Origin of the sequence: Congzhengia minquanensis (assembly GCF_014384785.1) — a bacterium.
In the GTDB taxonomy this organism is placed as follows: Bacteria; Bacillota; Clostridia; order UBA1381; family UBA9506; genus Congzhengia; species Congzhengia minquanensis.
Genome location: NZ_JACRSU010000004.1, coordinates 19,061 through 33,270 on the forward strand (window position 1 = coordinate 19,061; position 14,210 = coordinate 33,270).

The 14,210-nt window shown below is 36.9% G+C and carries 16 protein-coding genes; 7 read left to right on the forward strand and 9 right to left on the reverse strand.

The window, feature by feature from the left end:
• From H8698_RS10300 to htpG, 3 genes are all read left to right on the forward strand, one after another.
• Complete coding sequence (locus H8698_RS10300) at positions 1 to 543, forward strand: hypothetical protein (RefSeq protein WP_249313422.1); 543 nt, start codon at positions 1 to 3, stop codon at positions 541 to 543.
• Positions 544 to 657: 114 nt separating this feature from the next.
• A complete protein-coding gene (locus H8698_RS10305; RefSeq protein WP_249313423.1) occupies positions 658 to 1,515 on the forward strand; it encodes a stalk domain-containing protein in 858 nt (285 codons plus the stop codon).
• A 139-nt stretch (positions 1,516 to 1,654) separates the two neighbouring features.
• On the forward strand, positions 1,655 to 3,535 hold the full coding sequence (gene htpG / locus H8698_RS10310; protein ID WP_249313424.1) for a molecular chaperone HtpG: 1,881 nt from the start codon (positions 1,655 to 1,657) through the stop codon (positions 3,533 to 3,535).
• A gap of 54 nt (positions 3,536 to 3,589) precedes the next feature.
• Here htpG and H8698_RS10315 read toward each other — a convergent pair whose 3' ends face one another.
• From H8698_RS10315 to dnaN, 7 genes are all read right to left on the reverse strand, one after another.
• Positions 3,590 to 4,105 carry a DUF4446 family protein gene (locus H8698_RS10315; RefSeq protein WP_249313425.1) on the reverse strand — a complete coding sequence of 172 codons (516 nt, stop codon included), beginning with the start codon at positions 4,103 to 4,105 and terminating at the stop codon, positions 3,590 to 3,592.
• 132 nt (positions 4,106 to 4,237) lie between these two features.
• Entirely contained in the window at positions 4,238 to 5,104 is an 867-nt protein-coding gene (locus H8698_RS10320; RefSeq protein ID WP_249313426.1) for a ParB/RepB/Spo0J family partition protein, read from the reverse strand.
• A 4-nt stretch (positions 5,105 to 5,108) separates the two neighbouring features.
• Complete coding sequence (locus H8698_RS10325) at positions 5,109 to 5,882, reverse strand: ParA family protein (RefSeq protein WP_249313427.1); 774 nt, start codon at positions 5,880 to 5,882, stop codon at positions 5,109 to 5,111.
• A gap of 143 nt (positions 5,883 to 6,025) precedes the next feature.
• Positions 6,026 to 6,505: a transcription elongation factor GreA gene (gene greA / locus H8698_RS10330; RefSeq protein ID WP_249313428.1), complete on the reverse strand. Its 480-nt coding sequence runs from the start codon at positions 6,503 to 6,505 to the stop codon at positions 6,026 to 6,028.
• 102 nt (positions 6,506 to 6,607) lie between these two features.
• A complete protein-coding gene (locus H8698_RS10335; protein WP_249313429.1) occupies positions 6,608 to 7,447 on the reverse strand; it encodes a hypothetical protein in 840 nt (279 codons plus the stop codon).
• 48 nt (positions 7,448 to 7,495) lie between these two features.
• Positions 7,496 to 8,071: a ribonuclease M5 gene (locus tag H8698_RS10340; protein WP_249313430.1), complete on the reverse strand. Its 576-nt coding sequence runs from the start codon at positions 8,069 to 8,071 to the stop codon at positions 7,496 to 7,498.
• Complete coding sequence (gene dnaN / locus H8698_RS10345) at positions 8,068 to 9,171, reverse strand: DNA polymerase III subunit beta (RefSeq protein ID WP_249313431.1); 1,104 nt, start codon at positions 9,169 to 9,171, stop codon at positions 8,068 to 8,070. The genes H8698_RS10340 and dnaN overlap by 4 nt, the downstream gene beginning before the upstream one ends.
• A 359-nt stretch (positions 9,172 to 9,530) precedes the next feature.
• Here dnaN and H8698_RS10350 point away from each other — a divergent pair, with 359 nt between their 5' ends.
• The 3 genes from H8698_RS10350 to H8698_RS10360 all read left to right on the forward strand — a co-directional run bounded on the left by H8698_RS10350 (position 9,531) and on the right by H8698_RS10360 (position 11,303).
• The gene (locus tag H8698_RS10350; RefSeq protein ID WP_249313432.1) at positions 9,531 to 10,181 is read left to right on the forward strand and encodes an HAD hydrolase-like protein; all 651 of its coding nucleotides are present in this window, start codon (positions 9,531 to 9,533) and stop codon (positions 10,179 to 10,181) included.
• A gap of 105 nt (positions 10,182 to 10,286) precedes the next feature.
• On the forward strand, positions 10,287 to 10,724 hold the full coding sequence (locus H8698_RS10355) for a cell wall hydrolase (RefSeq protein ID WP_177680096.1): 438 nt from the start codon (positions 10,287 to 10,289) through the stop codon (positions 10,722 to 10,724).
• Between the two features lie 24 nt (positions 10,725 to 10,748).
• Positions 10,749 to 11,303 carry a hypothetical protein gene (locus H8698_RS10360; protein WP_249313433.1) on the forward strand — a complete coding sequence of 185 codons (555 nt, stop codon included), beginning with the start codon at positions 10,749 to 10,751 and terminating at the stop codon, positions 11,301 to 11,303.
• 127 nt (positions 11,304 to 11,430) lie between these two features.
• On the opposite strand, the gene H8698_RS10365 is transcribed toward H8698_RS10360, so the two are convergent.
• Together H8698_RS10365 and H8698_RS10370 are read right to left on the reverse strand one after the other, a co-directional pair.
• Complete coding sequence (locus H8698_RS10365) at positions 11,431 to 12,426, reverse strand: sialidase family protein (protein ID WP_249313434.1); 996 nt, start codon at positions 12,424 to 12,426, stop codon at positions 11,431 to 11,433.
• Positions 12,427 to 12,622: 196 nt separating this feature from the next.
• A complete protein-coding gene (locus H8698_RS10370; RefSeq protein WP_249313435.1) occupies positions 12,623 to 13,126 on the reverse strand; it encodes a YgjV family protein in 504 nt (167 codons plus the stop codon).
• A 186-nt stretch (positions 13,127 to 13,312) separates the two neighbouring features.
• Here H8698_RS10370 and H8698_RS10375 point away from each other — a divergent pair, with 186 nt between their 5' ends.
• On the forward strand, positions 13,313 to 14,116 hold the full coding sequence (locus H8698_RS10375; RefSeq protein ID WP_249313436.1) for an AraC family transcriptional regulator: 804 nt from the start codon (positions 13,313 to 13,315) through the stop codon (positions 14,114 to 14,116).
• The last annotated feature ends 94 nt before the right edge of the window (positions 14,117 to 14,210 follow it).

Sequence of the window (14,210 nt, forward strand, 5' to 3'; positions counted from 1 at the left end):
ATGAAAAAAATAATATGCATTGCCATTGCTTTGGCTTTGAGCCTTTCGTTTGCCGCATGTAAAAAAGAAAGCGGCGGCACACCCTCCCAGGGTGCGCAGGAAGAAAACCTGTCCGGGCTGAACTCCCAGGTTTCTACGTCGCCGGAGGGAAATAACATTAAATATAATTTTGAAGAATACTTTTCCACTGTGCTCCCTCAAGGGATTAAAGCCGAGGATAGAAGCATTAACAGCGACGCCGGGTTCTTCACTGTTTACGACGACAGTCAGACCTATTTGGACGTAACGTATTATGAAACCGGCACCTCTGAACAGGAGGTTGCGCAAAAGGCAAAGGACATTGCCGCAAAAGGAACTGCATCTGAGGTTAGCCCCATTACGGTAAACGGAATTGCGTTTTATGGGGTAAGCATGCCGGACTATGGCAAAACGCAGTATATGGGCCACGTGAAAGGGTATGACGTAACCTTGTCTGTTTATGTGGATATAAACGACAGCGTTGTGCAGTCGTTCATTCAAAACACCGTGTTTACAAAAGAATAATCTTTAAAACCTTCCTTGATTTTACCGATTTTCCAGAAATTTTGCATTGATTTTATGCAGAATATTCATTATACTGGAAAACGAGTGATGCGCAAGGGAGGTTTTTGTTAATTTATGAAGAAATTTATTCTTGCGCTTGTTTTCCTTCTATTGTCCAGCACAATGTTTGAAAATTCAAGAACAGTTGCGAATGCAAACGACACACTGTTTGAGACGCCCGTTTGTCTGACCGTGAACGGAAACTATATAAAATCTGACACCCCCGGCTACTTGGAGGGGGGCTACACAATGGTGCCCATCCGCGCCGTAACCGAAGCCCTGCGGGCAGACAGAATTGACTGGAATGAGAAATCATCTACTGCAACCATCACACGGAAAAATACAACAATCGTGTTAAAGAAAAATAACAAAACAGCGGTGGTAAACGGAAAAAATGTGACAATGGACACGGCGTCTGTCATTAAGGCCGACCGGTTTTATGTTCCGGTGCGGTTTGTGGCGGAAACACTGAGCACAAAGGTGGGCTGGAATGCCTCCACCTATACGGTGAACATTACGGCGCAGGGCGTTACGGTGCCCGCCTCCATGATTGGGGACAGGGGATATACCGACAACGACATTTACTGGCTTTCCAGAATTGTGAACGCCGAAAGCCAGGGAGAACCCATGATTGGAAAAATTGCTGTGGCAAATGTGGTATTAAACCGTGTGAAAAGCCCGCTTTTTGCAAATAACATTTATGATGTAATTTTTGACAGGAATTACGGCGTTCAGTTCACCCCCATTTTGAACGGCACAATTTACAATACGCCATTGGGTGACAGCGTTGTTGCCGCGAAGCGCGCTTTGCGTGGTGAAAACTATGCATCGGAAAGCCTGTATTTTTTAAATCCGAGAATTGCCACAAGCTCTTGGATTATTAACAACCGAACATTTTTCAGAAGAATCGGCAATCATGATTTTTATCTATAAATTGTAATATTTTTTCACTTTTTTAACAGATTATTAAAACATTGCTAAAAGCTATTGACAAATAAAGTGAAAATGTTAAAATATAATTAGCACTCGGAGTTCGAGAGTGCTAATTATATTTTTTTTGGAGGTTTTCAAGATGGCGAAAAAAGCATTTAAGTCAGAGTCGAAGCGGCTTTTAGACATGATGATTCATTCCATCTACACTCATAAGGAAATTTTTCTGCGGGAATTAGTGTCCAATGCCAGTGACTCTATCGACAAACTCTATTATATCGCCCTGACGGACGACAACATTACCTTTAATAAGGATGATTATTATATCCGGATTGAAACAGACGAAAAAAACCGTACGCTGACCATTTCAGATACCGGTATCGGCATGTCCAAAGAAGAGCTGGAGGAGAATTTAGGAACCATTGCCAAAAGCGGTTCGTTTGATTTTAAATCCGATTTGGAGCATGAGGAAGACCACGATATTATCGGCCAGTTTGGCGTTGGCTTTTATTCCGCGTTCATGGTGGCAGACAAGGTTACTGTCATTAGTAAAAAATACGGCGAGGAAGACGCATACAAATGGGAGTCTGAGGGTGCCGACGGCTATACCGTGACCAAATCTGCAAAAGACGAGGTTGGAACCAAAATTATACTTACTTTAAAATCCAATGCCGACGAAGAAAATTACGACGAATTTTTAAGTGAATATACCATCAGGCGCATCATCAAAAAATATTCCGACTACATTCGTTACCCCATTAAAATGATGGTGAAGAAAAGTCGTCCAAAACCGGGAACAGAGGGCGAGGGCAAAACGCCGGAATATGAGGATTATTTTGAAGATGAAACCTTAAACTCCATGGTACCTATTTGGAGGAAAAATAAATCAGAGCTGAAGGACGAAGATTATAACAACTTTTATAAAGAAAAGTTTTTTGACTATGACAATCCTGCCGCTGTGATTCATACCAGCGCAGACGGCATTACCAGCTACAAGGCGCTGATGTTCCTGCCTGCCAGGGCGCCTTACGACTACTATTCAAAAGATTTTGAAAAGGGCCTTGCCCTTTACGCCAACGGCGTTTTAATTATGGACAAGTGTGCAGATTTACTTCCCGACTGTTTTAGCTTTGTGAAGGGACTTGTGGATTCTGCCGACCTCTCTTTGAATATTTCCAGGGAAATGCTGCAGCACGACCGTCAGCTTCAAATTATTGCAAAAAATTTGCAGAAAAAAATCAAGAGCGAGCTAATAAAGCTGATGAAAGACGACCGAGAAACGTATGAAAAGTTTTATTCCGGTTTTGGCCGCCAGCTAAAGTTCTCTGTTTATAACGAATTTGGCCGGGAGAAGGAGCTTGTTCAGGATTTAATTTTGTTCTATTCCATCAAAGAAAAGAAACTGGTTTCTTTAAAAGAATATATTGAAAAAATGCCGGAAGACCAGAAGTTCATTTACTATGCCTGTGGAGAAAGTAACGAAAAAATTGAAAAGCTGCCCCAGACAGAGCTGGTGAAAGACAAGGGATATGACATTCTCTGCTTTACCGACGATATTGACGAATTTGCAATTAAAATGTTGGGCAAATATGAAGAAAAAGAATTTAAATCGGTATCATCCGGTGATTTAGGCTTTGAAACAGAAGCAAAGCAGGAAGAAAGCGAAGAAAACAAAGAAATTTTTCTCTTTATGAAAGATGCATTGGGCGACAAAGTGAAAGACGTGAAAGCTTCAACCCGATTAAAATCTCACCCGGTGTGCATTACCAGCGGTGGCGAGCTTTCCATTGAAATGGAAAAGGTGCTTAATTCCATGCCGGCAGACCAAAAGGTGAAAGCAGAGCGGGTTCTGGAAATTAACGTTGACCACCCGGTGTTTGAAAAAATTAAGGAACTGTTTGCTTCTGACAAAGAGAAGCTCAAAAAATATGCCGACATTTTATATGGCAGCGCACTTCTCATTGAAGGCTTAACTGTGGACGACCCTATTGAATTTTCTAACAATATTTGTGAATTAATCTAATAAAAAAGAGGCCCCATCTTATCGGTGGGGTCTCTTTATGTTTCACGTGAAACATTATTTTTGTTTCATTTTTTCTTCATACTGCATTCTTGCACTGTTAATGGCCTCAATTTCTTCTTCCGTTAATTCATAATCGGAAAGTCCTTCAACAACAGGCTTTAAATAGGTCACAGTCTGCCCGCGGACATACATTCCATTTAATACAAATCCCGTGTCCCGTTCATCTAACAGCGCCACAGCAAAGCTTAACTTCGATTTATTTTCATGAAAAGCGTCATATTTTACCAAACCAATTTTTTTCACACAGGCGGAATCCTGCCGCTCCAAATAATTTATTTTTTCTTCGTAGCTTTTAAAATATCCTGCAATTTCATTGCATTTTTTATAATAGCTAACAATTGATTCCGTAATATCCTTTCCTGCCTTGTCCTTTAAAACACGTTTCAGTTTACCGTTTGTCCGAGCCGCCACAACAACACTCACAATGGCAATCAAAATGGAAAGTACAGAAATATAAATTGCATAGGTTAAAATTAATGTTGTAGACACATCGTTTCCCAAAATATTCATTTGCTTATTCCCCTCAACCTTATCAGAACGCCAAATTTACACTTTAAACTGTTTTTATTCAAAATATGTAAATTAGTATTAGTAACCCGCTGAAATTAGAATTTAGATAATATTTTAAAATCCCATTTTTTGTTATTTCTTAATTAATTGTATAATTCGTTCAAAATCCTCCGCAGAAGAATAAGGAATTTCAATTTTACCTTTGTTTTTTTTATTCACAATTCTAATTTTTGTACCCAAGTCAGAAGAAAGAGATTCTTCCAGGCTTTTTATATACCGAATCAGCTCTTCTTCCGCTTTTGAAACTGTTTTCGTCTTTTTTTCAACAAGAAGCGACTTAATATAGTTTTCCGTCTGACGTACGCTGAAATCTTCCTGAATAATTTTTTCTGCAACCATATTCATGAGATTCTCATTCTCTAAAGCTAAAATCGACCTTGCGTGTCCCATAGAAAGTACGCCATCTTTTATAAACGCCTTAATACTGTCCGGCAAATTTAGTAATCGCACGCTGTTTGCCACTGCAGACCGGCTTTTGCCGATTTTTTTTGAAACGTCCTCCTGCGTCAGACCATAAACATCCATCAGTTCTTTAATTCCCAATGCTTCTTCAACTGCGTTTAGATTCTCACGCTGTAAATTTTCAATGAGAGCTACTTCTTTTTCACTTTTTTCATCAAAGCTTTTCACAATTGCAGGAATTTCTTTCAGCTTTGCAATTCTTGCCGCCCGCCATCTGCGTTCTCCGGCAATAATCGTATAAAATCCGTTTGAATTCAGCTTTACAACAATTGGCTGCAATACGCCATATTCTAAAATAGAGTCTGCCAAGCTATTCAGCTTTTCCTCATCAAAATCAGAACGCGGCTGTGTCTTGTTCGGCTCAATCTGCGTTATTTTAATAATTTTAACATCTTTTTCCCGCTCTGTAGTAGTTTCAACAACGCTTTCTGCGCTGAGCAGCGCGTCTAACCCTCTGCCAAGTCCCCGTTTTGCCATCTATTTATGCCTCCTGCACATTTTTCTTAATTACTTCCTTTGCCAGCGCTTTATATGCAAACGCCCCTTTTGAAAACTTATCATACGATAAAATTGGTTCCCCAAAGCTTGGCGCTTCACTCAGCCGCACATTTCTCGGTATTACGGTTTTAAAAATCTTTTCCGGAAAGAATTTTTTTACCTCATCATATACCAAAGCAGATAAATTTGTGCGCTTGTCAAACATGGTCAGCAAAATTCCTTCAATTTCAAGCTGCTCATTAATATTCTGCTTTAAAGAAGATATTGTGTTTGTCAGCTGGCCAAGCCCCTCTAACGCATAATATTCACATTGAATGGGAATTATCACACTTTCTGCCGCGGCAAACGCATTTAACGTTAAAAGTCCTAAAGAAGGAGGGCAGTCAATCAAAATAAAATCAAACTCATTTTTAATTTGTTTCAAGGCGCTATGAAGCAAAAATTCCCGCTTTTCAAAAGCAACCAGTTCAATTTCGGCACCTGCAAGATTCACATTAGACGGGCAAACCCACAAATTTTTATATTTTGTTTCTATAATTGCGTCTTTCAACTGAATTTCATTGATATAAACATCATATAACGAATGATCCACACGATCCTTGTCAATTCCAAAGCCGCTGGTAGCATTCCCCTGGGGATCACTATCAATCAACAGCACTTTTTTCTTTAAATCGCCCAAATATGCGCTAAGATTGACGGAAGTTGTTGTTTTTCCCACGCCGCCTTTCTGATTGGCAATTACGATGACTTTTCCCATTTTTGTAAAATACCTTTCTTTTTAAGATTGTAATTATTATTATACCATTGTTTGGTCTGCATTTCAATCGTTTTATCAGAAAAGAATGTTTCACGTGAAACAAAAAAAAGAGAGACAATATTGTCTCTCTAAAAAAATATAGTTTATTTAGAAATTTCTAAAATTTTAACCTGATATTCGCCGTTGGGAGATTCCACCGTTACCACTTCTTCCGGTTTCGCACCGATTAAAGCCCTTCCCAGAGGAGATTCATCAGATATTTTGTTCTGGTCCGGCGACGCTTCGGTAGATCCCACAATTTCATAAGAAACTTCTTCTTCAAAATCCATATCATAAATCTTGACCTTTGTTCCGACGGCAACCTTGCTGGTGTCAATTTCGTCCTCGTCAATCACCTTTGCATTTTTCAGCATTTTTTCAAGGCTCACAATTTTAACTTCCACTTCGCCCTGTTCTTTTTTTGCTTCATCATATTCCGCATTTTCAGAAAGGTCTCCAAAGCCTCTTGCCACTTTAATTTTTTCTGAAACTTCTTTTCTTTTTTCTGTTTTTAAATATTCAAGCTCTGCCTCAAGCTCTTTCAGTCTATTATAGGTAAGTACAATCTCTTTATCCATTTTCATTCTGCCTTTCTTCCCACATAAAATAACATTCATACTTATCTATGGGCGGATAAGCAACTTTTACTAAGATATTATAAGTGAAAAACAACGATTTGTCAATCATTATTTTCTGATATTCACAATTTTATAATTTTTATCTTTTAAAAAGATCGGAATTGTTATTTTGTCGATATTTGTCTGTTGAATTTTAAAATAAAACTCTGTGAAGGATAAATTTTTTATCACTCTGTTTTCCTTTAGAAATTCCTCCTCATTTGTCTTATACGATAATAAAATTTCACTGAATCCGCCCTTGTAAATTTTATAAATATCAATAAGATTTACGGATTGAAAAAATCCTTCGTCTACAATTCTGTCTGCCTCACAGTTAATATAAATCTTATTATATTTTTTCACCTTATCATTTTTACCCTTGATATGAATAAAAATACCGTATTTTTCTCGGAATTCATTTGCTAAATTCTCAAATTTTCCCGGATTTGTTGTATATACGCTGATTGCCTTTACAATCCGAACGCATTTTAACATGTATTTTTTTACTTCTTTTGGATTGTTTGATATCAAAACCAGATCACATTCATTTAAATGATATCCTTTTTTTTCAGCAAAATAGGTTAAAAAGTCTTGAAACATTTCATAGAAAATGGCGCTTCCTTTCATAATTTGAAATTCACACCGCAAATAATACTGCAGTAAATGATCTTGTATATTTTGTACACAAATCGTTTGTACATCCATATCGTGTAAATATGCACAAAATCTTGTAAAATAACGTTTTTTTTGTTTTTCTTTCATCTTTGGCGGCAATGGTATTTTAATTACGTTCAAACCATTTTTATTGACCATATTTTTTTTCAATAATCTTTTACACCCAAAACAGCGAAACAAAAGCAAATCAAATTTTGAAAATTTCTCTGCAGCAGTTATATAACAATTCTTCATAAAAAAACACCTCAATATATTGATATAACTCAATATATTGAGGAAATCTTAAAATAATTCTAAATCTTCTTTGTGAAACAGCAAATTTAACACATCAACCAGCATATTTGCCGATATTTTTGTTGGAAGGCCGTTTTGCTTTAAAAATTCTTCCCGCTTCAATTTGCTGTTTTCTTTTCCATAAAAGCCGGCCCGGTAAAGGTCCAGCTTTGTAATTTCATTTTTACAATCTAATTTGGTTTCCCCAAAAAGGGTAGCGCCCGAGCGCTGCAAAGCACCGATAATAACGTCTGCTTCCATTCCTTCAACGCCCAAAAGCCCTTCCTTTCCAGGCTCTGTTTTTCTCTTTTCTTTCCCTTTTAATTCCGGTATAAACGCATGATAAACCGTTTCACCGGCTGTACAGCTCTTGATAAAATTGCGGATTAAAAAGCCTGCCCTGTCAGAATCCGTAAGCACTACAATACCGTCTTTCTGTGCAAGCCGTTTCATCAAACGCTGCATTTCCTTATTTTTAAAAATACAAAATCCGCCGGTCACCAACACATTTGCGTTCACAATAGAATTGAGTTTTATTTTGTCATAAGCGCCTTCAACAACAATGGTTTCTTTTACAGTAATCATTTCATGCGGACGGGCAAAACAATATAGGTAAAACGGTCGCCCTCAACAGGACTGATAACCGTTGGCGTAACCGGTGTGGAAAAGCTGAATTTCACCGTTTCGTCGTCTACATTTTTAAATGCGTCGATTAAATATCGTGGATTAAATGCAATCTGCATGGGTTCGCCAATCATATTCACACTGAACTTATCGTTCACTTTTCCCATAACGCTTTCGCAGTTGATAAACACATTGTCGTCTTCAATGTTTAACAGAACATAGGATTTAGCCGATTCACTGACAATCATCGCCGCCCTGTCGATGGAATTCAAAATTTTCTTTGTTTCCACCTCAATTACAAGGTTGTTTTTGTGGTCAGCAACCGATTTATAGTTTAAATATTCCCCGTCAATAATTCTGGAAACAAAGGTGCAGTTTTTTAGAGACATTTTTACGTTGTTTTTCGACAGGGAAATCTGAATAGAATCTTCACTGTCGCCGATAATGGACAAAAGCTCTTTTGCATTTTTTCCCGGCAAAATAAATTTAATTTCCTTGTCTGTGTCTATTTCTTCTTTCCGAATTGCCACCCGATATCCGTCGCAACCTACCACATGAATAGTTCCGTCTGAAATGTCAAAATAAATGCCGGTTAAAACGGGCTTATCCTCTTTGGTGCTGATGGCATAAACTGTCTGGCGCACCATATTCTTTAAATATGTTTCTTTTATTTCAAAACAATTTTCATCTTCCACCAACGGAAGCAGGGGAAAGTCTTCTGCTGAAGCGGTTGCAAAATCAAATTTTGCGTTGCCGCAGGCAATTTTAATTTGCTCCTTGTCGTCAACCTCTAAATAAACGTCTTCTTCAAAATCAGGCAGCTTTTTCACTGCCACGCTGAACAGGTTTGCTTTCACTACAACCATGCCTTTTTCTTTCACTTCGGCAGGAATGACACATTCCAGCCCTAAATCCATGTTATTGCCGACTAAATGAAAACAATCGTCCTTGGCTTCTAAATAGATCCCCTCCATAATGGGAAGCGTCGTTTTAACGGGAACGGCTTTTTCTACAATATTCACAGCCTCAATCAAATCGGTTCGTTTGCATTTTAAATTCATCTTCAAAAAATCCTCCGTTATATTAAAAAAATATATAATATTTTAGTAGTTATAGTAGTAGTGTCTGTTAATTCTGTGGAAAACCTCGTTTCAAGGCTGTATTTCGCGAAAAAGGCTTACGGATAAGTATGTTCTCAATCTGTGTATAAATTTAGACTATTCACAGGTCTATCCACACAATATGTAAAAAAATGTAATTTATAAAATAATGAACAGGCAAATATCTAACAGATAACAGTTTATACACAAAAAACTGTGGATAACTTTTTTTCTTTTACGATTATTATACCATAAACGATTTGAAATTTAAAGTAAAATATGATAAAATAAATTAAATTTATGCAGAAAAGAGGAAAAACATGCAGGGCAGGGATATCATACTTTTTGATTTGGACGGAACACTGACAGACTCAAAAGAAGGCATTTTTAACTCAATACGGTATGCACTGAAATTTTTTGATATAGAAGAAACAGACGACGAGAAGTTGAGCCTGTTTTTAGGGCCGCCTTTGGTTCAGGCATTTATGAAATATTATCAGATGAGCGAAAAAAACGCAGAGCTGGCTTTAGTGAAATACAGGGAGAATTTTGTCAAAAAAGGAATTTATCAGCTTTCTATGTATGATGGAATTGACCAAATGTTAAAAACATTAAAAGAAAATCGAATGACGGTGTGCCTTGCCACCTCAAAACCGCTGAAATTTGCAGAACAAATTGTAAAACGGATTGGAATCGCACCATATTTTGATTATTTGGCCGGTGCGACCATGGACGAAACGAGAAATGAAAAAGCAGATATTATTGACTATGTGATCACCCAAAATGGATTTCATAAAGACAGAATTTTAATGGTGGGCGACAGAGAAAATGATGTAAAAGGAGCGCATCAAAACCATGTGGAGGTTCTGGGCGTGCTGTATGGCTATGGGAGCAGGCTTGAACTTGAAACAGCCGGATGCATTCACTTTGCAAAAACAGTGGCAGAAACCAAAAGTTTTATATTACAGTAATGATTGAAACGGAAGTGGTTATTAATTTCCACTTCTTTTTTTTGTCACTTTATTGTTTTCATTACATATAATGGAAGCAGACGTTAGAAGGCGGAGGGGAGTGTTATGGCATTTTCTGATGTAGAGCTTTTGGCACGAACGATTTTGTGCGAAGCCGGAGGCGAAGGAGACACAGGAATGAAAGCTGTTGCAACTGTGATTATGAACAGGGCTACAGTAGGATATGGAGAATACGGCAGAGTAAACAATGGATTACGGGATGTGTTATACCAGCCGGGGCAGTTCGACTGCCTGCGGGAAACCATTGGCGGAAGATATAATCCGCAAAACATTTATAATATGCGGCCGGAACAAATTCACTATGATATTGCAAACTGGGCAATTGCAGGAAACAAAATCGGAACGGTTGCATTTTCGCTGTGGTATTACAACCCTTTTTCACCAAACTGCAGGCCAAATTTTCCGTCAGATGTTGGTTTTTTTGTAATCAGAATTGGAAACCATTGTTTTTATAACCCGACGGAAGCTTATGCGCAGACATAATCAAAAATAGAAAGGATGTTTTCGATGATGGAAAGAAATAATTTTTTTAACTGCTCCGGCGGTCAAACCTGCCATATAGACGGCAATGGAACAATGCTGCCGCCGCAGCGGTCTGGAATGACCATTGGTTCAGGGACTACTACATATACCATGTCTGATTCTGCCAGAGACAGGATGATGCAAAATAACGATCCGGAAAATGTTCCGGCACAGACAGAAATGACAGAAACGCCGGAAAACCAGCAGTCAGGAACCATTACAACACCGCCCCAGGGTGATTTTGACACTCCTGCCTTTCAGGGATCTATGCAGCAGATTTTATCGGAAAACTTAGGTCAGTTTGTGATGATTGAATTTTTAATTGGAACTCAGGCCATGACGGAAAAAATGGGGATTCTATATTCCGTTGGCAGAGGATTTGTTGTGCTGTATGAGGAACTGCAAAACAGATATATTGTGTGCGACATTTTCTCTATTAAGTTTGTTACATTTTACGAGCCTGGTGTAAGACCGAGAGGATATAACAACGGCACGCAGGCAAACAGCGTAATGCGAAGCACAAATAGAAAATTTGTTTAAATAAACGAAAAGTATTATATTTTTCTATTTGCTCCATCCCCTTATTGCAGAGCATTAAATTTTTTGTCTGCGATAAGGGGATTACAGCATAAGCAGTAACGTAATTTTTTTCAGATTTGCTAAAAAATTATAATGCATTCAGGTAATTTTTTGCGTCGAATTTTGCCAATTTAATATGATGACGGTTTACCGTATATGACATATATAACGCACCGTTTCCATATTGAACAAATGGATAAAAGCAGCTTTCCTTCATTTTTGCCTGTAACACAATGCTGCTGTCTTTAATGTTGTTGCAATTAATGTGGACGATGCCGATATGTTCTCTGTCAATGGGTGCATGAAACAGATATAAATGATTGCCATATTCAATAAAATCTGCCCGTGACTGACAGTCCTCTATCAGCACCGGTTTTTCCCATATTTTTTCTTTTAAATGATAAACGGTTAAAAAACCGTATGGTGACTCGTCTTTTTGTCTGACAAAATAATAGCATTTATCATCCTTCACATAGGTGGCGTTTTCCCATTTCGATTCATTAACAAAATCAGGCTGTGCAACAAACTCCCATGTTTCCAAATCTTTGCTTTTTATAATAAACGTATGATCTCCGCTGTATGCGCCTGTGTAATAATAAACTTCGCCGTTTTCTGTTCTTGATGAAATTTTTTGCATAATGCCAATATCAGAATACATTTTTTTATATCCTAAATTTTTTTCGGCAAATATCGTTTGAATACCGGAATAACTAAAATCACAAATGAAATCATCGATTTTAAGTTTATTAATCTTTATTTCACTGAATGTTTTTTCAGAGGTGTTAAAAGTACGGTATAGTCTGTAATAATTTCCCGATAGCATGGCTGTCCACATCAGATAGATTGTTTCGTCATCTTTGTGCATTAAAATTGTATCATATACGGCATCAACGGTTTTCCCTCCAAAGGTATCACCAGCAGCTTGCAGGTCTATATATGTCTTATTTTCCACATCATCTGCAGGACAATATACAAGACGGGCAGTATGATATTTTGGATCCTCCGCCTCATTGTTTTGACTTGCATAGTAAGTCATATATATCACGTTTTTAATAAAAGCAAAACTGGACACATGTACCATCATATCCCCATTTTTTTTGAAATCTGATAAAAAGTTTTTTTCAATTTCTTCCGCAAAACAATCACTTTTTTCCTTTATGTCGTATGATATGTCAGCTCTTAAAATATTGGAATAATCAAGAATTGGTCCGCTTTCTATTATTTTATGTTCTTTTGTTGTATGAATATCAGGAAGAAATAAATTTTTTGTTTGCATCATGTTAAACATTCCTCTTTTCTTTTATAAAATAAAATATAATTGAAGAAAGCGCAATGCTTTCATTTATGAATCCAATCCATGAATGTACAAAAACGTCATATATCATAAACATAATTGATACTGGTACGGATATTATTTTTGTGATTTTCGGTTTCTTACACCACAGAGATAGAGTAACACATGAAGATGCCGTTATCGGTAATAGATTAACAGCAGTTTTATAAGTGATAAGTCCCGGTACCCAATTCAGAATAATAAAGACAAGCGGCCAAATTATATGATTTGCCCATTTTTTATTCTCTCTATTTACAAAAACGAGTTCTCTGAAAATTCCTACAAAGTTTGGTATCATTCCGCCGTATGCCCCTAAAAATAAATAATGAACCGACCAAAAAAAATTAGCACATAATTTGCATACCAGTAAATGCTTGCGATTTTGCTGTTGATAAAGCATAAAAAGAAATATCATTGCCGCTATACCAAAAATTTGAGTTATTATGATCATTTCTATGTTGTTCTCCGTTCGGCTTAAAAATGTTCGTAAAAATGGTTTAAAATGATTGCTATATTTATTAATTCATTCTATAATGAAAGTATATAGGAGTTTTAACAGAAGAACAATGCCGTATATTGGATAAAAATAACACTATATTGCAAAATGCAATTCATTACAAGAAAGGAACATTTATTGATGAATACTCGATATGAAGAATATTTCGGTTTTAAGAGTAAATTGCCGTTTACACTTTACGTTGGGTTGGAAAGAACGCCGGAAAATTGCAGCAATGAAGCAAATTGGCATGAAAATCTGGAAATTCAAGTGTGTGAAGAAGGTGAAGGAACCGTATTGCTGGACGGGGAAAAACATCATTTTCTTACAAACGATATTGTAGTAGTGAACTCAAACGTAATACACCATACCGGAACGGAAAATAACTTAAAATATTCCTGTCTTATTATTGACACAAAATTTTGTGAACAGGCGGATATAGATCACACGGCCTTTCTATTTGAACCTCATTTTAAGAGCAAAACATTTATAGACTTATTGAATAATTTACAAACAATATATAACAATAATAAGGATATCTGCAGAGTTGCCAAATCAAAAGAAATTGTTTTGAAAATATTAATTGAATTGTGTGAACATCACATATCAAAAGTTAATAAATCAATGCAAAAAAAATCGCTGGAAACGGTTAGACAAACAATAAATTATATCAGACAGAACTATAACAGAACGCTTTCGTTAGATGAAATATCAAAAAATGTATTAATGGATAAATATAGTATATCGCGGGAATTTAAAAAAATAACAGCACAGACGATATTTCAATATATTAATAATTATCGCTGTAAAAGGGCAGCAGAGCTTATTCTAAGCGGCAAAACCGTGCAAGAAGCTGCTTTCATGTGCGGCTTTCATAATATGTCTTATTTTACAAAAGTGTTTAAAAAATATATGAGAGAGCTCCCTTCTAAATATAAAAAATAATTATTTCGGTTATACCGAAAAGTCATTTCAATTAATACAAAAAAGGCGCGTTTTGTTTCATTTAACGAAAATCACGCCTTTTATGTCTGCAATG

Bases quoted from the DNA above. Each gene is read 5' to 3' on its own strand.
- H8698_RS10300 (WP_249313422.1), top strand. From the start codon at position 1: ATGAAAAAAATAATATGCATTGCCATTGCTTTGGCTTTGAGCCTTTCG.
- H8698_RS10305 (WP_249313423.1), top strand. From the start codon at position 658: ATGAAGAAATTTATTCTTGCGCTTGTTTTCCTTCTATTGTCCAGCACA.
- htpG (WP_249313424.1), top strand. From the start codon at position 1,655: ATGGCGAAAAAAGCATTTAAGTCAGAGTCGAAGCGGCTTTTAGACATG.
- H8698_RS10315 (WP_249313425.1), bottom strand. From the start codon at position 4,105: ATGAATATTTTGGGAAACGATGTGTCTACAACATTAATTTTAACCTAT.
- H8698_RS10320 (WP_249313426.1), bottom strand. From the start codon at position 5,104: ATGGCAAAACGGGGACTTGGCAGAGGGTTAGACGCGCTGCTCAGCGCA.
- H8698_RS10325 (WP_249313427.1), bottom strand. From the start codon at position 5,882: ATGGGAAAAGTCATCGTAATTGCCAATCAGAAAGGCGGCGTGGGAAAA.
- greA (WP_249313428.1), bottom strand. From the start codon at position 6,505: ATGAAAATGGATAAAGAGATTGTACTTACCTATAATAGACTGAAAGAG.
- H8698_RS10335 (WP_249313429.1), bottom strand. From the start codon at position 7,447: ATGAAGAATTGTTATATAACTGCTGCAGAGAAATTTTCAAAATTTGAT.
- H8698_RS10340 (WP_249313430.1), bottom strand. From the start codon at position 8,071: ATGATTACTGTAAAAGAAACCATTGTTGTTGAAGGCGCTTATGACAAA.
- dnaN (WP_249313431.1), bottom strand. From the start codon at position 9,171: ATGAATTTAAAATGCAAACGAACCGATTTGATTGAGGCTGTGAATATT.
- H8698_RS10350 (WP_249313432.1), top strand. From the start codon at position 9,531: ATGCAGGGCAGGGATATCATACTTTTTGATTTGGACGGAACACTGACA.
- H8698_RS10355 (WP_177680096.1), top strand. From the start codon at position 10,287: ATGGCATTTTCTGATGTAGAGCTTTTGGCACGAACGATTTTGTGCGAA.
- H8698_RS10360 (WP_249313433.1), top strand. From the start codon at position 10,749: ATGATGGAAAGAAATAATTTTTTTAACTGCTCCGGCGGTCAAACCTGC.
- H8698_RS10365 (WP_249313434.1), bottom strand. From the start codon at position 12,426: ATGATGGTACATGTGTCCAGTTTTGCTTTTATTAAAAACGTGATATAT.
- H8698_RS10370 (WP_249313435.1), bottom strand. From the start codon at position 13,126: ATGATCATAATAACTCAAATTTTTGGTATAGCGGCAATGATATTTCTT.
- H8698_RS10375 (WP_249313436.1), top strand. From the start codon at position 13,313: ATGAATACTCGATATGAAGAATATTTCGGTTTTAAGAGTAAATTGCCG.